Raw genomic sequence first — 21910 nt, forward strand, 5'->3', positions numbered from 1 at the left:
ATTATTACTTTTTATCACAAATTTATTTCTTATTCTTATCCCGAACTCGGGTTAAATATAAATTTACGAAGTTTGTACAGAATGGTTAATTTAATGTCTTCAAAACATAGATGAGCAAATTAGAAAATATTTTGAGAGAGATCACCCCACTCTCTCCTGAAGACAGTTTTCTTGTGTTTGACAGGATAAAAACATCATTTGATTTTCCATACCATTATCATCCGGAAATTGAGATCAATTTCATATACAAGGGAAAAGGATATCGCCGGATGGTTGGCGACCATAGTGGAGAAATCGGTAATATAGAACTGGTATTGATAGGTCCTAACCTGCCTCATTGCTGGGCTAATTATAAGTGTAAAAACAGAAAGACTCATGAAATCACCATTCAGTTCAACCAGGATTTCTTTAATCCTTCACTGATGGAAAAAAATGTACTGAAGCCTATCAACAATCTGATCAAAGAATCCATCAGAGGAATTTTATTCTCACAGGAAACTGCTGAAAAACTAAAGGATTCTTTTCTCAACTTATCAAAGATGAACAGTTTTGAATCTTTCATCGAGATCATGAAGATTCTTAATGAATTGGCTGTCGCTGAGAACAAGACCCTGTTGTCATCCTATAGCATAGAGCTTGAAACCTTTGCGGATAATGATAAAATGAAGATCGTTCATGACTATATCCATAAAAACTTTGAGAATAAAATAACGCTGAATGATGTGGCCTCTCTGGTCAATATGAGCAACGTGACCTTTAACCGGTTCATAAAAAAAAGGACCGGCAAAACATTCGTCAATTACCTGAATGAAATAAGGATAAGTTACGCCGCCCGCTGGCTGATGGAAAAGAACCTCAGTGTTTTTGAGATAGCTTTTGAGGCAGGGTTTAATAACATCGCCAATTTCAATAAGGTCTTTAAGTCCATAAAAAAAACAACACCTACCGAGTTTAAAGAATTATTTAAAGGAGTAAAAAAAATCGAATAATCATATCCATTATAGCTAATCCACACGATACGGGCGCAAATTGAGGTGATCACCACATCCTATATAAGCCGCGTTACATGCTGTAACACGGCTTTGTTCATTTTAATCAGTTGAACAGCATGCAGCTTGTGAAGTCAGATTATTATCATCCGATATTCCTGACATAAAAAAATATACATATGCCAATCATACTATTCATTTTTTTAAGCCAGAAGACGTATTTTTTATCAAAAAATGCAAAAAAAACATCATAGGACCGGAATAGCAAAACCCTTGTATAATACTGCAAATCAACATACAAACAAGACATTTCAAAAATACACGAAAAAATAATATCATTTTATGACAAAATAGTATTATATCAGACTGCCTACAAAATTTAGATTTGTCAATGTGAATTAAATTTTAACTAAACTTTAACTGTTAATAACATATCCCTGATTAAAAAAAACACAAAGATTTGTTTTATGGCCGGTAAACTGTAAACAATTAAAGTTTAAGAAGATTCCCAATAACCCCTTAACTATTCTAATTTATGAGAAAAACAGTTATACCCGTATTATTAGCTTTTTCGGTATCCGGATTTGCACAGGAGAGAAAGACTGCAGACTCTGTTAAGACCACGGATATCCAGGAAGTTGTGGTTACCTCCCTGGGTGTAAAAAGGCAAGCACGTTCTCTGACCTACTCCAGCCAACAGATCGGCGGAGACGAACTAACAGAAGTTAAAACCCCCAATCTTTTAAATTCCATCAATGGTAAAGTTTCGAATGTGCAGATCAACAGAACCAATGGTGTAGGAAGCTCAGTAAGGGTGATAATGAGAGGAAATAAATCAGTTTCAAATAGTCAGCCATTATATGTGATCGACGGGATCCCTATCACCAACGGGGAAGGACAGGCACCCGGGATAAGCCAGTATTCCACTATGCCGGATCCTGGAGATGTATTGAGTTCCATCAACCCGGACGATATTGAAAGCATCAACTTTTTGAAGGGAGCTTCTGCATCAGCTTTATATGGTTCCGCCGGAGGTAATGGCGCCATATTGATCACCACTAAAAAAGGGCGCATAGGCAAAAGCTCCATAACTTACAGTACCAGCCTGACCGTAGAGCGGGCATATAGTCTTCCTAAGCTACAGCACAGCTATTTGTCTTATGATCCATCAGTGCCTGGTGAAACCCCGGGTGCCTCTATATACAGCTGGGGAGCCAAAGGTGTCTCTAAAGATTATCTTAAAGATTTTTTGCAGACAGGAACTACCTGGGTCAATAGTCTTGCCTTTCAATCGGGGAATGAAAAATCAACTAATTACTTCTCTATAGGAAATACTACCAACAAAGGAGTTGTCCCAATATCCTATTTTGATCAGTATAACATCTCTTTCAGAAATTCAAGCAAATTCCTGGATGACAAACTTACATTAGATGCCAACTTTATAGGCTCCTTGCAAAACAGTAAAAACAGACAAACACCAGGAGCTTCTTTTTCACCTTTGGTAAGCTTGTATTGGCTGCCAAGAGGAGTAGACTTCGATCAGTATGGGCCGGATAATTATTACTATATAAACAAAAGCCGCTTATTGCCTGCACAAAACTGGTGGGAAATAGGCGGAGATGGTTCATTCAGAGGGAACCCTGCTACCCAGAATCCGTATTGGATCCTGAACAGAAACCCGGTGACAGTTGACAACAAAAACACTTATACATCAGTTTCCCTATCCTATCAGATCAACCCCTGGCTAACCGCAAGGGTACGAGGAAATTATAGCTGGAATATTTCCGACAGCCAGCGTGATATTGCAGCTTATTCAGATCCTACCTTATTGGTGAACGGAGCCAACGGAAGGCTTCTCAAAAATGTATACGAGAATACCTCTTCCTACGGAGATGTTTTGCTTATCGGTAGCCCTAAGCTTGGTGAGAATATCTCACTGGACTTTACAGTAGGAGGAAGTATCAATACCACCCGGAACAAAGTAAACCAGATCGATAATGCTTATCTGGCGAATCCGAATTTGTTTACCCTGAACAATCTTCAGTGGAATGTAAACAGGAGCCCGGGAGACGGCTATCACAATATCTACTGGAACTTAAAAAAACAGGTTCAGTCATTTTTTGCCAGTGCCTCCGTAGGATATAAGAACATGTTCTATTTGGATATGACATTCCGAAATGATTGGGATTCTACTCTTTCTTTAACCGGAAGAACAGGATTCGACTATGAATCCGTGGGAGCAAATGCCATATTATCTTCTGTTTTTAAACTGCCTGAAGTTTTTAATTTCTGGAAAGTGAGAGCATCTTACGCCACCGTTGGATTAGGTTTGCCAGCCAATATATCAAATGCGATGGTGGAGTATAACAAAGCTTTCTCGTACGGGGTGGATGCCGGAACAATTGTATATCCTAAAAGCTCATTTGTAACCGATCCCCGTTATTCCGACCTGTTTCCTAAGCCGGAGCTCAACAAAACTTTTGAAGCCGGAACCGAGTTGAGATTATTTAAAAACCGATTGAGTTTTGATATCACTTATTATAACTCCAATGCCACCAATCAGTTATTGGAAACTACAATCGCTTCCAACCTAGGTGGTATCCCTTCAGGGTCTTATTATATCAATGCTGGAAAGATAAGGAATACAGGTTTTGAATCTTCCTTGTCTTTCAAAGTTTTCAATACAGAAAAATTCGACTGGACAACCACATTAAACGGATCTGCGAACAAAAACAAGATCGTTGAATTATTTCCTTCAAGTTTAAACATTCCGCAGGATCAGCTTTTTGCCTTAACCGGTGGTGGAAATTATACCAAGCTTAAGCTCGGCGGTTCTTTTGGGGATATTTACGGAATCAAATACCAGAGAGATGATCAGGGGCGCATCTTAGTTGATGAGAATGGTGTGCCACTGGCCACTACAAATAACCTCAGCTATTTGGGTAATCCGAACCCTAAGTTTATTTTAGGGTTCAATAACGCCTTCAACATTGGTAAATTAGGAATTTCTTTCCTTATTGACGGGAAGTTTGGAGGTAAAGTTTTATCTCTTACAGAAAAAGCAAATGATTTGTATGGTGTAAGTAAAGCTTCTGCCGATGCCAGGGATGCCGGAGGTGTATCTATCCCAAATGCAGTATATGCTCCGGGAACACCTTTGGCAGGGACCCCCTATAATGGGAAAACTGATGCAAAGGCATACTATAGTGCCGTGGGAGGAATCAATAATGGGACAGGGATTGATGAAGCTTATATGTATAATGCCACAACAGTACGCCTCCGCCAGGCTTCAATTTCGTATACTTTTGATATCAATTCAAAATATATGAAAAATGCAACCGTAAGCCTTGTTGGTACCAATTTGTTCTTCTTCTATAAAAAAGCTCCGTTCGATCCTGAACAAGTATCCGGAAATACTCCCGGCGGAGTGGGAGTTGACTCGTTCGGATTACCAATTACCCGATCTGTGGGATTATCATTAAAAGCTAACTTCTAATTTTACAAAAATGAAAATCAATAATATTAAGGCATGGATGCTCGCAGCAGTTGCATTGATCTCCGCTACCGGATGTACCAATGAACTTGACCGATATAATGAAGAAAAGCTGGGAGGTCCTGAAAACTTTTATGCCGACTTTATCGCAATTGTTAATCCTCTGAAATCTATGCAACGGGGGCTCCAGTCAGATTACCAGTTATACCCTAATCTTAGTGCCGATATGTACAGTGGTATGTTTAGTACTGCTACACAGTTTAATGGCGGGAAAAATAATCTTACCTATTATATGATGGATGGATGGAATAACAGGATTATCGCCAGACAACAGGATATTTTCAATTATTCTATCATCATTGACAATGCCGCCAAGAATAACTATCCGGGAATTGATTTTACGGCAACATTTGCCGTAAAAAAAATACTGAAAGTGATCACAGCTGCCCGGGTTTCAGACAGTCATGGCCCTGTAGTATATAGTAAATACGAAACACCGAACCCAAACGGAACTACAGATTTCGATTCTCAGCAGAACGCATACAATTATTTCATCAATGACCTTACCGCTGCCATTTCTGATTTGCAACATGTAAAGGCACTGCCTGACACGGAAAATATAGAAGATAAATCTACACTGCAAAAGGCAGATTTGGTTTATCAGGGAAATATTGCCCAATGGGCAAAGCTGGCCAATTCTCTTAAGCTAAGACTGGCTATGCGAATGAGCTATGCTGATCCCGCAAAATCAAAACAATACGCTGAAGAAGCCCTTGCTTCACCCGCGGGACTGATTACCGATAATGCCGATAACGCTTTGATTAGTGTGGGACAATCTGAGCTAAGTTTCATTATCTATTCCTGGGGAGATTGCCTGATAGGCGCACCTTTGATGGCCTATATGAATGGATATAATGACCCAAGGCTTCCTGCCTATGCTATCCCGGCAACAGACAATGCCGTTCAGGGGCAATATATCGGAATACGGCAAGGAATAGATTTGCTAAATGGAAAAGCAACCTATGGCGGCTTTTCTCAACCACAGGCCAAATCCGCTGTAGGGGATTATTTTTCAGCTACTGACGGTAAACTTAAATTATTTACGGCAGCAGAAACCTGGTTCCTCAAAGCTGAAGCCTCATTAAGAGGATATGCAGGTGCAGGTGATGCCAAGACCAATTATGAAACCGGAGTAAAACAATCTTTCGGCGAATGGGGTAAAAGTGCTGATGTTACAACTTATCTTGCCAATACCACTGCTACTGAAGCTCCTTATATTGATCCCAAAAATGCCATGAATAATGTCCCTTCAGGAGATCCTCAGCTGAGTACTATTACCATTGCCTGGAATGATACTGATCCTATCGAAAGAAAATTAGAAAGAATCATTACTCAAAAATGGCTGGCACTTTATCCGAACGGACCTGAAGCCTGGGCAGAACAAAGAAGGACAGGATATCCGATCTTATTTAAAATAAGGAAAAATGATAGTGGCGGATTGATCAGTACTGATGAAATGATCAGAAGGATTCCTTTTACAACTGATACAAAAAACTCACTTTTTAATTATTTACAAGCTGTACAAACACTCAACGGCCCTGATACAGGAGCAACAAAATTATGGTGGGATAAAAAGCCATAATCTAACCCATCGAAGAAAAGAGGTCAGCATCAGACCAGATTGGCCTCTTTTTTTAACATCTTAATGAAATGGAGAAAAACAACCCTGAATCTATCTCGATAAATCCTATCTTTTGGATCTCAACACTGTATTTTGCAATGGGGGTACCCTTTGTTACCATTAATGCAGTCTCAGGGATCATGTATAAAGATATGGGAATCTCAGATTCAAAGATCACATTCTGGACGGCCCTTATTATGCTTTCCTGGACATTAAAACCTCTTTGGAGCCCTTTTCTGGAGATCTATAAGACCAAAAAGTTTTTTGTTGTTTTCACCCAGTTCGCAATAGGAATTTTGTTTGCCCTGATCGCATTAAGCCTTCCTTTGCATGATTTTTTCAGATACAGTATTGCCCTTTTCGCCATTATCGCCTTTTGCGGGGCCACGCACGACATTGTGACAGATGGCACGTACATCCATTTCCTGAACAACAAGGAACAGGCAAGATACATTGGCTGGCAGGGGGCTTTCTATAATCTGGCCAAAATCATCAGCAGCGGTATCCTGGTTTATTTCGCAGGGGTTTTGGAAAAAAAGAACGACGTCACCCATGCATGGATGATCATTATGGGGATCTATGCCCTTTTATTTTTTGCACTGGCAACCTATCATTACCTGATTTTACCAAAAGAAAACCGGGTAAAAGCATCAGATGAAAAAAAAACCAAAGAAAATGTCCGCAAAGAATTATGGGAAGTTATCACCTCTTTCTTCACAAAACCTAATATCATCTGGTCTGTATTGTTCATTATCCTGTACCGTTTTGCGGAAGGGTTTGCCATAAAAATTGCGCCTTTATTTTTCAAGGCACCCAGAGCCTCGGGAGGCTTGGGGCTGTCTACTTCAGATATAGGAATTATTTATGGTACTTATGGCTCGGGAGCATTCATTTTAGGCTCCGTTCTGGCCGGATACTTCATCTCTGCCCGTGGTCTGAAAAAATCATTGATATGGCTTTGCTGTGCCTTCAATATTCCGTTTGTAGTGTACGCATTGCTGGCCTATTACCAGCCTGTCGACCTGCTTCCGGTAAGTATTGCCATTATGATAGAATATTTCGGTTACGGATTTGGGTTCGTGGGGCTTACCCTGTATATGATGCAGCAGGTAGCACCCGGCAGGCATAAAACCGCCCATTATGCATTTGCATCCGGGATTATGAATCTTGGGGTAATGCTTCCCGGCATGTTCAGCGGCATGATCAGTGACTGGATCGGGTATAAGATGTTCTTCATCTGGGTGCTGATCGCTACTATTCCTGCGTTTGTCATTACCTCACTGGTGCCGTTCACCTATCCTGAAGAACAAAACGAACATTAATTCAATTATCAACAATCTCAAATAAAAGTAAAATAGTATATGACTTCTCAATCAGTAATGATTCCTTGGCAGGACCGGCCAAAAGGTTGCCATGATATTATGTGGCGTTTCTCCGAAAATCCGATCATCAACAGATATGCAATTCCCACATCCAACAGTATTTTCAATAGTGCGGTTGTCCCTTTTGAAGACGGTTTCGCAGGAGTATTCCGGTGTGATAACAAAGCTGTTCAGATGAATATCTTTGCAGGCTTCAGTAAGGATGGCATCCACTGGGAGATCAACCATGAGCCTATCGAAATGAAAGCAGGAAACACCGAAATGATCGAATCCGATTATAAATACGATCCCCGCGTAACCTTTATCGAGGACCGCTACTGGATCACGTGGTGCAACGGATACCACGGTCCGACCATTGGGGTAGGTTATACCTTCGATTTTAAAGAATTTTTTCAGTGCGAAAATGCTTTTCTGCCATTCAACAGGAACGGGGTCCTTTTCCCGGAAAAAATCAACGGTAAATATGCCATGCTGAGCCGGCCGAGCGACAATGGCCATACCCCCTTTGGAGATATCTATATCAGCTATAGCCCGGACATGAAATACTGGGGAGAACACAGGTGCGTAATGAAGGTAGCTCCTTTCGAGGATAGTGCCTGGCAATGCACTAAAATAGGAGCCGGACCGGTTCCCATAAAAACAGACGAAGGGTGGTTGCTTTTTTATCATGGAGTGATCAATACCTGCAGAGGGTTCCGATATTCCATGGGAGCAGCATTACTTGATCTTGAGGATCCTTCAAAAGTATTGTACCGCACCCGGCCTTATTTGCTGGCTCCGGCAGAGCTCTACGAGCTTACAGGAGATATTCCGAACGTAATTTTCCCTTGCGCCGCTCTGAATGAAGGTGATAAGGTAACGGTTTATTATGGTGCGGCAGATACGGTAGTAGCCATTGCCTTTGGATATATCTCGGAGATTATTGATTTTATGAAAAACAATTCAATTTAAATTGACTAAATTGTAGAGATTTATCATTGCTCTATTTTGGAATGATTATCAGATGATTTGTATAATGTTTATCTTGCGGCATTCATAATGAACAGATTATTATTTTTAGTTACAATTGGGTTAATGTTGACTTCATTGTGTAATGGACAAGTATTTTTCTCACCCAATCATCAGTTATCATTAAGTTTTTCTATAAATGATAAAGAAGAACCCATTTATAAGCTCACTTATAAAGGCAAAGTGGTTTTAGATGACAGTAAGCTGGGATTTGCAATTAACAGTCCGGATTCTTTTGCCCAAAACTTCAGGATTTTATCGGTACAATACAGTAAAGATAATCAGGTATGGAAACCCGTTTTAGGGAAAAGCAGCGAAATTACGGATAATCATACTGAAATGCTCGTCAGTTTGGAACAGAAGAAAACCCTGTGGAAACTCGATATCAGATTCCGGCTTTTTGATGATGGCCTCGGCTTCCGATATGAGTTTCCGGTTCAGGAAAATCTGAGACATTTCAGGATCCTTGACGAGGCCACTTCTTTCAATTTAGCCAGAAATGACAAGGCATTCTGGATACCTGCGGATTATGATACCAACGAATTTCCTGTTACCACATCCAAGCTCTCCGAAATAGCCGGTCTGATAGATGAGGTACGAAAAGAGCCGTTAGCGGCAAAAAGCCCTGCTACTTCTTTAGCGGTTCAGACCCCATTGATGCTGAAATCTGATAACGGGCTGTACATCAATATTCACGAGGCGGCTTTGGTGAATTTTCCGGTAATGGCATTGAATGTTGACGACAAGAGATTTATTCTGTCCGCTCATCTCACCCCTGACAGAAATGGTGATAAAGCGTTTATACAGACAGGCTCCGTTACACCGTGGAGAACAATCGTGGTAAGTGATGATGCAAGAGATATTTTAGCGTCCAATCTTATTCTGAACCTTAATGAACCTTCAAAAATAAAGGATACATCCTGGATAAAACCGATGAAGTACCTAGGAGTATGGTGGGAATATTTTACAGGAGGTGGCTCTACCTGGGCTTACACCGATAATCAGGATATTGTCATTGGCAAGACCGACTATACCCGGCAAAAACCCAACGGCCATCATGGAGCTAATACAAAACATGTAAAAGAATATATTGATTTTGCGGCAGAAAACGGATTCGATGCCGTTCTCGTAGAAGGCTGGAATGAAGGCTGGGAAGACAATCAGGCCTATGTAAAAGAAAAAATCTACAGCTTTACAAAAGCCTATCCTGATTTTGATGTGACCGAATTGAGAGACTATGCTAAAAAGAAAAACGTCCAGATCATCATGCATCATGAGACAACTTCTTCCGTCATTGATTACGAAAAACAGCTTGATAGTGCTTTCCGGTTTATGAAAGATAATAATTACAGTGCCGTAAAAACAGGATACGTAGGTCCGATCATCCCGAGAAGCGAATATCACGACAGCCAATGGATGATAAACCATTACAATTATGTGGTGGAAAAAGCGGCAGAATATAAAATAATGGTTAATTCCCATGAAGCAGCAAGACCAACAGGCCTGAACAGGACATTTCCCAACTGGATCGCCCAAGAATCCGCGAGAGGGACAGAATTTGAATCTTTTAACGGTAACCGGCCAGACCATACCACCATATTGCCTTTCACAAGATTAATGGGTGGCCCCATGGACTATACACCCGGAATTTTTGAAGGAGACCTTTCCGTTTATGGTAAGAACAAGGCAAAATTAAGTACAACACTCGCCAAACAGCTGGCACTGTATGTGGTAATGTACAGTCCATTACAAATGGCGGCAGACCTTATTGAAAACTATAAAAAGTATCCGGATGCTTTCCGGTTTATCAAGGACGTTGCGGTAGATTGGGATGCATCCTATGTTTTGGAGGCAGAACCGGGAGATTACATTACCATTGCCCGGAAAGCCAAAGGTAAGAGCGAATGGTTTGTGGGAGGGATCACAGATGAAAACGCGAGACAGGCGGTAATAGATTTCAGCTTTTTACCTAAAGGTAAAAAATATACCGCTGTTCTCTATAAAGACGGTAAAGATGCAAGCTGGAATAAAAATCCGAAAAGCTATACCATAGAAAAAGTAAATGTGCAGAATACAACCAGACTCAATGTGAACGTTGCGCCGGGAGGCGGATTTGCCATAAGCATAAAATAAGGGTGAAAGGTTCCCAGAAATATCAGAAACAATAAATAATTTTGATAAAACTGGAATATTGTCCATAAAAATAATAACTATATAAATGACCACAACTGTTATTAATAGAAGCGTTAAGAAAAACAGGAATATTAGCGTGAAAAAGATATCAATCCTTTTTATGATAACTCTGCTTTTTCAAACCGGAAGATCACAGCAATCTAAAAATGATATTCTTTCCTGGGTAGACCCGTTCATAGGAACAGGCGGCCACGGGCACACGTTTCCCGGAGCCACCACACCTTTCGGGATGATCCAGCTCAGTCCGGATCAGAATACCAGAAGCGGCGACTGGGACTGGTGCTCAGGATACCATTACAGCAGTAAAACCATAATGGGCTTCAGCCATAACCACCTTAGCGGAACAGGGTGGGCGGATCTCGGAGACATTCTGGTGATGCCTACTACCGGAAAAATAAAGATGATCCCGGGTACTGAGGAGAACCCTGAAACAGGCTACCGTTCCAGATTCAGCCACGAAAGGGAAACCGCATCACCAGGATATTATTCCGTAATGCTTGACAGCTATGGAATCAAGGCAGAGCTTACTGCCTCTCCGAGAGTTGGCTTCCATAAATATACATTTCCGAAAAGTGAAGAAGCCAACATCATTGTCGATCCTACCAACAAGATCTTCGGAAATGTCAATCACACGTTTGTAAGCATAGAAGGCCAAAATAAAATAAAAGGCTATTGCTACAGCAATGGCTGGGGAGGCAAAAGATTCGCCTACTTCGTGATGGAATTTTCCAAACCGTTTAAATCTTATGGTGTATACGCTGAAGGAAAAATAAAAGATAACGAAAGATTTGCCCTGGGCAAGGATGCCAAAGCCTTTGTAAGATTTTCCACCCGGCAGGATGAAAGCATTGAGGTAAAAGTATCCCTGTCACCGGTAAGCATAGAAGGAGCACAGCAAAACTTTGACAGTGAAGCCCTGAATGTGGATTTTGCAAAAGCCAGAGAAACCGCACAAAATACATGGAGGGACCTCATCAGCAGATTTCAGGTGACCGGAGGTACGGATGATCAGAGGAAGATTTTCTACACGGGGGTTTACCATGTTTTCATTGCTCCCAACCTCTACATGGATGTCAATGGAGATTATGTCGCTGCCGAAGAAAATATGAATACGAAATGGTTTACCAATTACAGCACTTATTCTTATTGGGACGGCTTTAGGGCAACTCATCCTTTGCTTACCATCATGGATCAGAAACATACCCGGGAATTTGCCAATTCCCTGATCAGCAGGTATACAGACCGTAAAGATCATATGCCGATATGGGAGCTTTGCGGGTATGATAATTTCTGCATGCTTGGCTATCACAGCGTATCAGTGATCTGGGATGCCATCTCTAAGGGGGTGCCCGGTATTGATGCCGAAAAAGCATTTGCTGCCATGAAAGATGCATCCTTAACGGATAAAATGAGCAGCAGCGATGGCGGCGGAGGCCTGAATGACTATATCAGGCTAGGATATTCCCCATCGGAAAACGGAGCCTCTGTTTCAGCAACCCTGGAGTATTCTTATGATGACTGGTGCATCCTACAACTCGCGGAAAAGCTGGGAAAAAAGGAAGACATTGAAGTTTACAAAAAGCGCTCAATGAATTTCCTGAACACTTTCAATAAAGAAAACAACCATTTCTGGCCAAGACAGAGAAACGGACAATTCTTACCGGATTTTCCTTTGAATGACTGGAAAAAGCTGCAGCCTCACTGGGTTTCCGGGAATATATGGGCCTATGATCTCTTTGTGCCGCATCAGATCGATGAAATGATCAGATTGTATGGAGGGAAAAAAGGATTTGAGGAAAAACTGGATAAAACCTTTACTGAAAAGCTGCAAATGCAGGGCGAGCAGCATGTTGATATTTCAGGATTCATCGGCTCCCTGGGATTCGGAGATGAGCCGGGACATCATGTACCCTATCTTTACAACTATGCGGACGCTCCCTATAAAACCCAGAAAATGCTAAAATACATCCGTGACAATATGTATGCTGCAAAACCGGACGGCATTGTCAATAATGAAGACTGCGGGCAAATGTCAGCATGGTATATTTTCTCTTCATTAGGGTTCTACCCTGTTACACCCGGTAAACCCGTTTATGCCATTGGCGCGCCGCAATTTCCGAAAGTCTCCTTACAACTTGAAAATGGAAAAACCTTCACCGTTATTGCCGATAAAATATCCGATAAAAATATATATGTTCAGAAAATATACCTGAATGGCAAGGAATTCAACAGCTGGGAGATCAATCACAGCGACATCATGAAAGGAGGTGAGCTGAAATTTGTAATGGGAAGCAGACCCCATAAGATAAATAATATAAAATAATGAAATAAAAGTATCTATGGAAAGGAGAAAATTTATAAAAACAAGTGCACTGGCAGGAGCAGGATTGCTGTTTACCCAAAATGCCTTTGCAAAAAGCTTTAATACAGAAGAATTCCCTGTGGTACGGGTTCCCGAAAATAAAAGACATTTCACCAGCGAAGCGGTAGAAAATGCCATTGCGGCTTTCAAAAAGAAAGTTAAGAATAAGGAACTGGCCTGGCTATTTGAAAACTGTTTTCCCAATACATTGGATACCACTGTTTTCTACAAAGAAACCAACGGAATACCGGATACCTACGTTATTACCGGGGATATAGATGCCATGTGGCTCCGTGACAGCTCAGCCCAGGTTTTTCCTTATCTGCAGTTTTCAAAAAAAGATGAGAAGCTCCATAAGCTTATCTCCGGAGTCATCCGCAAACAAACAGAATTTATTCTGAAAGATCCGTATGCCAATGCCTTTTACAATGATGAAAATAAAATAAGCAAATGGAAAGAGTATGATCATACGGATATGAAGCCCGGCACCCATGAAAGAAAGTGGGAAATCGATTCCTTATGCTATCCTGTTCGTCTGGCTTACCATTTCTGGAAAACTACCGGAGATACAAAACCTTTTGATGACAAATGGTTACAGGGGATCAGACTCACTTTGCAGACTTTTGTGGAACAGCAGAGAAAAACAGGCTTAGGCCCGTATAAGTTTGAACGAACAACAGCGTGGGCAACGGACGGAATCCCAATGGGTGGCTATGGCTATCCTACCAACCCTGTAGGGCTCATTCATTCTATGTTCCGCCCAAGCGATGATGCTACCATTTATGCCTTTCTGATCCCTTCTAATCTGTTTGCCATAGTAAGCCTCCGTCAGGCCGCAGAAATGGTTTCACAGATAAAAAATGAAAAAGCCCTAGCTCAGCAGCTGAACAATCTTGCTGATGAAGTGGATGCCGCTGTAAAAAAGTATGGAATCTATGACCATCCTGAATATGGAAAAATATATGCGTTTGAAACCAACGGGTTCGGAAGCTACAACCTTATGGATGATGCCAACTGCCCCAGCCTGTTAGGATTACCTTACCTTGATGCCGTGAAGCCGGATGATCCGGTCTACCAGAACACCAGAAGATACGTATGGTCAAAAGATAATCCGTTCTTTTTCAAAGGTAAGCTGGCCGAAGGAATCGGCGGTCCTCACATCGGACTGGACATGATCTGGCCGATGAGCATCATCATGAAAGCCCTCACCACCAAAGATAAAAAAGAGATCAGGTGGTGTATAGAGACCCTGCAAAAGACCCATGGAGGGACAGGGTTCATGCATGAATCCTTTCATAAGGATAACGATAAAAAATTTACCCGGGAATGGTTTGCCTGGGCAAATACATTATTCGGAGAATTATTATGGAAAACCTATAATGAAAACCAGGACCTGCTGGTATAAGCCTGCATTTCTTTCTGAGTGATTCTGATAATATGTAAATATGTAAAGTCAAAAGAATGAAAAAACAATAGTAGTTTCATACCGCCGGAACGGTATTTAATGTCCCGGGAAACAGCAATACGGATGTCCGGTATGCCGTTGCTGATAATTTCCTGATTAGCATTAAGGCTCCTGGAAATGGACAACGAAACTGAAGGAAATTATAACCTTCCCAAGAGTCTTCCTGAATTGTTCTATTGAACAAACATGTGATTGGCCAGAAAAAGACCTGTTCATACTGATTTATAAAGCGGCCAGAACTAAATGACAATCATTTCAAACAGTTATAAAAAAACAAAAAAATTACATTATGAAAAAAAAATTAACATTTCTCGTATTGATTTTCCTGATTCAGGCGAAGTTCCTGATCAATGCTCAACCACTTAATCCATTGGGTGTATGCTATGTGGAAGTCAACAGCAACAATATCCTGAATGTAGGATCTTATACTCTGCAAAACAGCCATAAACAGCTCTTTGATGTCGCCATTATCTTTGCCGCCAATATCAACTATGATGTTTCCAAAAACAGGGCTTATGTTTCTAATAATAACAATGTCACGAAAGTATTGAACGACGTTAACACCTATGTTAAACCTTTGCAGCAAAAAGGGATAAAGGTATTGCTGGATATTTTGGGAAACCACCAGGGAGCCGGTATCTGTAACTTCCCGAACCAGCAGGCAGCACGTGATTTTGCCTTACAGATCGCCCATACTGTATATACATACGGACTGGACGGCGTAGACCTGGATGATGAATATGCCGGCTACGGAAATAACGGAACCGGGCTACCTAATGACAGCTCTTTTGTCATGCTTCTTCAGGAGCTTAAGGCTGCAATGCCGGATAAACTGATCACTTTTTACTACTACGGTGAGGCCATATCAAGGCAGACCTATAATGGTGATAAAGCAGGAAATTACATTAATTACAGCTGGAATGCCATGTATAGTACCTATAGTGTGCCTAATGTTCCGCCCCTTAACAAAACCAAACTTTCTCCCGCCGCAACCTGGATAGGTAATACGCCGACCTCTACTCTGGCGAACCTGGCAACCAATACTAAAAATGACGCCTATGGCGTTTTCATGTGGTACGACCTGAAAGGGAATAACGTGGCCAATTATCTGAGTACGGCATCAAACATCCTATACAACGAAAATACACAGCTCAGCGGCCAGCTGTATTCCTGGACCGAGGGAGCCACCTGTAACCCGCCTTTAGGTCTTGAAGCCACCAATATCACAGGAACTTCAGCTAAATTAAACTGGACGGCCAACGGCTCCCAGACTTATAATATCGATTACAAGCCGGCCAACTCAAGCACATGGATAAATGTTGCAACCCATTATTCAGGGAACAGCATTGTCATCAATAATCTCACCTTAAACACAGATTATGACTGGAGGATACAATCCAATTGTTCCGCAACGCTTACCAGTACCTATATCTTTGCACCACGATTTAATACAGGAAACGGATGCGGAACTCCGGAAGGTTTAACGGCCGGAAGCTTTCTTGGTAATACGGTCCAGCTGTCCTGGAATGCGGTAGGCGCATCATCTTATAACCTTCAATACAAGACCGCTGCTGCAACCACCTGGACCGAGATCCAGAATATTCCTGCCAACACTTACACACTACAGAATCTGTCGGAAAATACCAGCTATGTATGGAAAGTGCAGTCGGTTTGCAGCCCGGCCAATTCCAGCGCCTATTCCGGTGAGGCAACATTTAACAGCGGCTTCAAGCCTGTACAAAGCCCGGGACCAAGATCGCTTGCTTTTAACGGCAGCACTCAATATCTTAACGCAGGACAATTTAATCTCAGTGGGAATGCTTTGACTTTCGAAGGCTGGGTAAAAGCAAATTCGTTCAAACCTTCTTTTCCTTATATTTCATCAGTGATCGGTATTGAAGTGGGAGATAATAATTCGGCAATGCTGAGATTTGGTGACGGTAACCTTGCCAACAATAAATTACAATTCATCTTAAGCTTCGGAGCCTCCCAGGTAAAGCTCAACAGTAATACCGGACTGAACACAAACACCTGGTATCATATAGCCGCTACCTATGATGGTGCATCCATGAAAATCTATATCAATGGCAACCTTGATGCAAGCTATGCCGTTACAGGTAATTTCACGGCAAACGGAATCCTTTATCTGGCAAGGAATTATGATAATTCACGGGCATTTAACGGTCTCCTGGATGAATTCAGGGTATGGAAAAAAGCGCTGACAGCACAGCAAATTGCAGGCAACATGTGTAATGTTGCAGCCGACTCGCCTGATCTTGAAGCCAACTGGAAAATGGACGAAGGCAGTGGCAACGGAGCTTTGGACTCTACCCCTAAAACCCATTTTGCCACCCTCGTTAATATGTCAAATTCCAACTGGAGAACAGACGTGCCTTGTGGTGCTACCCCACTGTCTGTAAGGAATGTTGCTCCTGTAAAAGAAAACGACGTTTATCCGAATCCTGTAAAGGAAGGTAATGACATTTACTTTAAAACCAGTGACAGCGCTGCCAGCAAAGTACTGCTGTACAATATTTCCGGAAAACTGGTAAAAAGCCAGGATATCAGCAGAAATACCGCAACGATAAATACACAGGGACTTACCTCCGGGGTTTATCTTTACAATATAACTTCCACAGACAACAGGACCATATCTTCCGGAAAAATAATTGTGGAATAATATTTAAAATCAAGGGCCATCAATACATTATCGGTTGATTGCCCCTGAGCAGACTGACAGACAAATTTGAAAGCAAATGCAAACAGGTGGAATGATGATGAATCGTCCGATTTAAGGATTAAAATAGAATGAGACTCCATTTACACCATTATTTTACTTTCTTATTTGTCTGTCTTTTAGCTGCAAAAACTGATCGCGGAGAAACAATATGAAAAATAATACAAAGAATAAAAAAAAATATTTTAAACTTGCTTATCAGAATTGAACAATATTCAAGTTTAAGAAAAGCTGAATAATTAACAAGACCATACAATGAAGTTTTTATTTTCAACTTTTTTCCTTTTTTTCAATATTTTGGCTTTCAGCCAGAATTTGTCTCCCGTAGATTATGTTAATCCTTTGATGGGAACCCAGTCTAAGCCCTCTTTATCCAACGGGAACACCTACCCTGCCATTGGGCTTCCCTGGGGAATGAACCTCTGGACGCCACAAACAGGTAAAATGGGTGACGGATGGGCTTATACCTATGATGCAGACAAAATAAAAGGATTCAAGCAGACGCATCAGCCATCACCATGGATGAATGATTATGGGGCCTTTGCCATTATGCCAGGAACAGGAAAGCTAAAATTCACGGAAGAAGACCGGGCAAGCTGGTTCAGCCATAAGGCCGAGATCACCACACCCTATTACTATAGTGTTTATCTGGCTGACCTCAACGTGACTACCGGGATCACCCCCACAGAAAGGGCGGCATTTTTTAAATTCGATTTTCCTGAAACGGACAGTGCCTATGTGATTATTGACGCATTAGACAAAGGGTCTTATATCAAAATTATTCCTAAGGAAAAGAAAATTTTAGGCTATACCACCAAGTATTCCAGAGGAAAATACCAGAACTTCAAAAATTACTTTGTTATTCAGTTTGATAAGGATTTTGATTTTACAACTACCTGGAAGGATGGTAATTTTATAAATAATCAGCCGGAAATTTCCGGTGATCATACCGGAGCCGTCATAGGTTTCAGACTGAAGAGTAAGGAAACCGTGTATGCCAGAACAGCTTCTTCATTCATCAGTTTTGAGCAGGCTGAGCTGAATCTGAACAGGGAAATAGCAGGGCGAAGCTTTGAACAGGTAAAAGCCGACGCCAGAAATATCTGGAATAAAACCCTGGGAAAAATCGAGGTAAAAGGAGGTACAGATCAGCAGATCAGGACATTTTATTCTTCCTTGTACAGGACCCTGTTCTTTCCGCAAAAACTTTATGAGATTGATGCGGGAAACAGGATAAGACACTGGAGTCCTTACAACGGTAAGATATTGGACGGAAGGATGTTCGCCGGAACGGGGTTCTGGGATACTTTCCGTGCACTATACCCTTTTCTGAATCTGGTTTACCCAAGCATCAATGTTGAAATGCAGGAAGGGTTGGCCAATGCCTTTAAAGAAGGAGGGTTCTTACCTGAATGGAGCAGTCCCGGCTATTCTGACATCATGATCGGGAACAATTCCGCCTCTGTGGTAGCCGACGCCTACATAAAAGGACTTCGTGGCTACGACATTGAAACGCTCTGGCAGGCGGTAAAGCATGGAGCTGCCAATGAAGGACCGATGGATGCCGTAGGCCGTAGAGGGGTACAATATTACAATAGCCTGGGATACGTCCCTTATGATGTAAAAATCAATGAAAATGCTGCCAGGACCCTGGAATACGCTTATGATGACTTTGCTATCTACCAGTTGGGGAAAGCTCTGGGAAAGCCGGCTTCTGAAATTGATATTTACAGGAAAAGAGCTTATAATTATAAAAACCTGTTCGATCCGGAATCAGGGCTTATGCGGGGTAAAAACAAGGATGGAAGCTTCCAGTCTCCCTTCAATCCTTTCAAATGGGGAGATGCCTTTACGGAAGGAAACAGCTGGCATTATACCTGGTCCGTTTTCCAGGACATTAACGGACTGGCGAAACTGATGGGTGGCAAAAAGAAATTTGAAGCCAAACTGGACGAGGTTTTCTCCCTCCCGCCAATCTTTGATGACAGCTACTATGGAAGTGTCATTCATGAGATCCGCGAAATGCAGATTATGAATATGGGACAATATGCCCACGGCAATCAGCCCATCCAGCATATGATCTATCTGTACAATTATGCAGGAGCCCCGTATAAAACGCAATATTGGGTCAGACAGGTCATGGACAGGCTCTATCATGCCACACCTGACGGCTATTGTGGTGATGAAGATAATGGCCAGACTTCGGCATGGTATGTATTTTCGGCCTTAGGATTTTACCCGGTTACGCCGGCAACAGATCAGTACGTTCTGGGTGCCCCGTTATTCAGAGAAGCGACTATTTATCTGGAAAACGGAAATAAGATTGAAATAAAAGCCCCCGGAAACAACACCGAAAATATATATGTAAAATCATTGAATATGAACCGTCAGCCTTATTCCAGGAACTGGCTTAGCCATAAGGAACTGATGAAAGGGGCCGTTTTGGAATTTCAGATGGACAGCCGTCCTAATAAAGAAAGAGGATCACAGGAAAAGGATTTCCCCTACTCCATGTCGAAGGAGTAATCATTATCCTGTCTGTTAAACGAATGAATTTGTTTTTAAGATAACTTAACCTAGAAAAAGCTATATGAGCACAGAAAAAAAAGAAGTATTTGATAAAGTGGAAAAAATGTTGGCATCACAAGGCTTTAATGTAGTAGCCAAAGACGATACCAGACCTTGGGGAGGCTTCTTTGTGATTGAAGAAAATCAGGCCCAGGATTTTGCCAACCAATATTTTGACGGGATTGATGTGGAAAGTCTGAAAATAGGAGGAAAACTAAGCCCGAAGATCCTTCTTGTGGCACCGAACGCCAGATTAAGCTGGCAGTATCATCACCGCAGGGCCGAAATCTGGCAGGTGGTTGAAGGCACAGTTGGAATCAAAAGAAGCAATACGGATGAGGAAGGTGAACTGAAACAATACCATCCTAAGGACCAGGTAAAGCTTCAGCAAGGCGAAAGACACCGGCTGATCGGACTGGACGACTGGGGAGTGGTGGCTGAAATCTGGCAGCATACCGATGCTTCCCACCCCTCAGATGAGGATGACATTGTCAGGGTACAGGATGATTTCGGCAGATAATACGGATGAGAAGAGTCCCATTTAAGATTTAAAAAAAATAAAAGCTCCCTTTTTCGGGAGCTTTTTAGTCATTATGCGTAGGCTGATTTATTCTGCAAGCACCAATACAAGATCTTTGCAATGTTTCTGGCATCATCCACACCTCTGTGGTGGGTTCCTTCGAGGGTGAGGCCCAGCACTCCCAAAGCCCTGGCCATTCCCACACTTTTCCGGATCACCGGATTCAATCTTCCGAATAATGTTTTCACATTAATGTGGTCATCACTCATAGGATAGTCCAGGTAAGCCTTCTGGCCTGGTTCCGGAGCATGTTTACATCATAATTCCCATAGCTTGCCCAGGTCAGGTTTTCAGAATGGTATTCCGCTCTCAGGATATCCAATGCATCTTCAAATAAGACACCTTCTTCATCCAGCATTTTTGGCGTAATGGAGGTAAGCCCGGTACAAAACGGACTCACTGTTGAGTACTGTGGCTTCACCAGGATCCCTTCGCTTTGAGAAATCTTACCGGTCTCAGCATCCATAATGCATACTCCTATTTCAATAATCTCGCTTTCCTGGCCCCTGGGTGGCCGGCCGTCCCAGCATGTGGCTTCAAGATCAATAATTAAAATTTTATCTGTTGTTTTCATAGATATCGTTTTTTTTAAAAAACATCGAAACAGTACTAAAATTTTCCGGTAACAGAGGATACCCTGCTTTCCCGCATCATTCAGATTCTAATGAGTGTACTGTGACGGAAATCTTCTGATAGAGCATACACATACATTACCTCCATCTTAGTTTTATTTCGCTAAACCATCATATCAGCACAATTGGAACTTGCAAATGCAAAAGGCTTGGCCTTAAACACGTATCCCATCCCCAGAATATATCCCATAGCATCTTTCAGTGCGACATTGGATTTGAAATCCGGATCGGTATTAATATCCGCATGCACTTCCAGCTCTACCCCGTAAGTATCCAGAACGGGACAAATAGCGTAAGCGATCTCTACGGATTTGTTCACCTCATTCAGCATTCGCTCCTTGATACTGAGACTTTGTATTTCTCTTTCTTTTCTGATAAAGGTAAACGCTCCTTTTCCTTCACGGATAAACACGACCGCCGTAGCGTAATTAATGGCCTCACCATAGACGTGGGAATCTGACCCCACACAAACTTTCAGCCGGTGTCCGTTAGCCTGTTCACGGATGATGGCTTCTTCCACCAGCCGGGTGATAGGTTTATGGAAAAAGTTTCCATTCATGTTCTGCCATGTTTCTTGTTGCGTTTCCATTTTTTACCTGTTTTTTAAGTTTCACATTTTATATTGTTCATAAACATATTGAGAGCTATAAGTTACACATTATGCGTTCCGGATCCCGAATAATCTCATTAATAATTTTTTACCATTCAGTATTCTGCGGAACAGACAGGAATCGAACCTGTACCTTAGTTTTCAGATTGGCATGTCAACTCATATACCTTTCTTTCCGCTTTAAGCCTTATCTGAAAGGTTATTTTTGTA

Annotated in this window: 14 protein-coding genes; 11 read left to right on the top strand and 3 right to left on the bottom strand. The window is 41.8% G+C overall.

Translation table 11 applies throughout. From position 1 onward, the window contains the following. The first annotated feature begins 110 nt into the window (after window positions 1-110). The 11 genes from ABMQ40_RS14960 to ABMQ40_RS15010 all read left to right on the top strand — a co-directional run bounded on the left by ABMQ40_RS14960 (window position 111) and on the right by ABMQ40_RS15010 (window position 20398). A complete protein-coding gene (locus ABMQ40_RS14960) occupies window positions 111-989 on the top strand; it encodes an AraC family transcriptional regulator (protein ID WP_370901002.1) in 879 nt (292 codons plus the stop codon). 535 nt (window positions 990-1524) lie between these two features. Continuing rightward, window positions 1525-4485 carry a SusC/RagA family TonB-linked outer membrane protein gene (locus ABMQ40_RS14965; protein ID WP_370901004.1) on the top strand — a complete coding sequence of 987 codons (2961 nt, stop codon included), beginning with the start codon at window positions 1525-1527 and terminating at the stop codon, window positions 4483-4485. A gap of 10 nt (window positions 4486-4495) precedes the next feature. Beyond that, window positions 4496-6124 carry a SusD/RagB family nutrient-binding outer membrane lipoprotein gene (locus ABMQ40_RS14970; protein ID WP_370901006.1) on the top strand — a complete coding sequence of 543 codons (1629 nt, stop codon included), beginning with the start codon at window positions 4496-4498 and terminating at the stop codon, window positions 6122-6124. A gap of 68 nt (window positions 6125-6192) precedes the next feature. Then, entirely contained in the window at window positions 6193-7485 is a 1293-nt protein-coding gene (locus ABMQ40_RS14975) for an MFS transporter (RefSeq protein ID WP_370901008.1), read from the top strand. A 39-nt stretch (window positions 7486-7524) separates the two neighbouring features. Continuing rightward, window positions 7525-8496 carry a glycoside hydrolase family 130 protein gene (locus tag ABMQ40_RS14980; RefSeq protein WP_370901010.1) on the top strand — a complete coding sequence of 324 codons (972 nt, stop codon included), beginning with the start codon at window positions 7525-7527 and terminating at the stop codon, window positions 8494-8496. Between the two features lie 123 nt (window positions 8497-8619). Beyond that, window positions 8620-10686 (top strand): glycoside hydrolase family 97 protein, encoded by a 2067-nt coding sequence (locus ABMQ40_RS14985; protein ID WP_370901012.1) that lies wholly within the window; start codon window positions 8620-8622, stop codon window positions 10684-10686. An 85-nt stretch (window positions 10687-10771) separates the two neighbouring features. Next, window positions 10772-13069: a GH92 family glycosyl hydrolase gene (locus ABMQ40_RS14990; RefSeq protein WP_370901014.1), complete on the top strand. Its 2298-nt coding sequence runs from the start codon at window positions 10772-10774 to the stop codon at window positions 13067-13069. A gap of 16 nt (window positions 13070-13085) precedes the next feature. Beyond that, window positions 13086-14513: a glycoside hydrolase family 125 protein gene (locus ABMQ40_RS14995; protein WP_370901016.1), complete on the top strand. Its 1428-nt coding sequence runs from the start codon at window positions 13086-13088 to the stop codon at window positions 14511-14513. A gap of 349 nt (window positions 14514-14862) precedes the next feature. Next, entirely contained in the window at window positions 14863-17253 is a 2391-nt protein-coding gene (locus tag ABMQ40_RS15000; RefSeq protein ID WP_370901018.1) for an endo-beta-N-acetylglucosaminidase H, read from the top strand. A gap of 312 nt (window positions 17254-17565) precedes the next feature. Continuing rightward, window positions 17566-19836 carry a GH92 family glycosyl hydrolase gene (locus ABMQ40_RS15005; protein ID WP_370901020.1) on the top strand — a complete coding sequence of 757 codons (2271 nt, stop codon included), beginning with the start codon at window positions 17566-17568 and terminating at the stop codon, window positions 19834-19836. 64 nt (window positions 19837-19900) lie between these two features. After that, on the top strand, window positions 19901-20398 hold the full coding sequence (locus ABMQ40_RS15010) for a cupin domain-containing protein (protein ID WP_370901022.1): 498 nt from the start codon (window positions 19901-19903) through the stop codon (window positions 20396-20398). A gap of 71 nt (window positions 20399-20469) precedes the next feature. Here ABMQ40_RS15010 and ABMQ40_RS15015 read toward each other — a convergent pair whose 3' ends face one another. The 3 genes from ABMQ40_RS15015 to ABMQ40_RS15025 all read right to left on the bottom strand — a co-directional run bounded on the left by ABMQ40_RS15015 (window position 20470) and on the right by ABMQ40_RS15025 (window position 21679). Then, window positions 20470-20667: a hypothetical protein gene (locus tag ABMQ40_RS15015; protein ID WP_370901024.1), complete on the bottom strand. Its 198-nt coding sequence runs from the start codon at window positions 20665-20667 to the stop codon at window positions 20470-20472. Next, window positions 20664-21032, bottom strand: coding sequence for a 3'-5' exonuclease (locus tag ABMQ40_RS15020; RefSeq protein ID WP_370901026.1), 369 nt, complete (start codon window positions 21030-21032; stop codon window positions 20664-20666). Before ABMQ40_RS15020 ends, ABMQ40_RS15015 begins: the two co-directional genes overlap by 4 nt. A gap of 161 nt (window positions 21033-21193) precedes the next feature. After that, entirely contained in the window at window positions 21194-21679 is a 486-nt protein-coding gene (locus ABMQ40_RS15025; protein ID WP_370901028.1) for a ribonuclease H-like YkuK family protein, read from the bottom strand. Between the last annotated feature and the right edge of the window lie 231 nt (window positions 21680-21910).

It is taken from the genome of Chryseobacterium gossypii (assembly GCF_041361455.1).
In the GTDB taxonomy this organism is placed as follows: domain Bacteria; phylum Bacteroidota; class Bacteroidia; order Flavobacteriales; family Weeksellaceae; genus Chryseobacterium; species Chryseobacterium gossypii.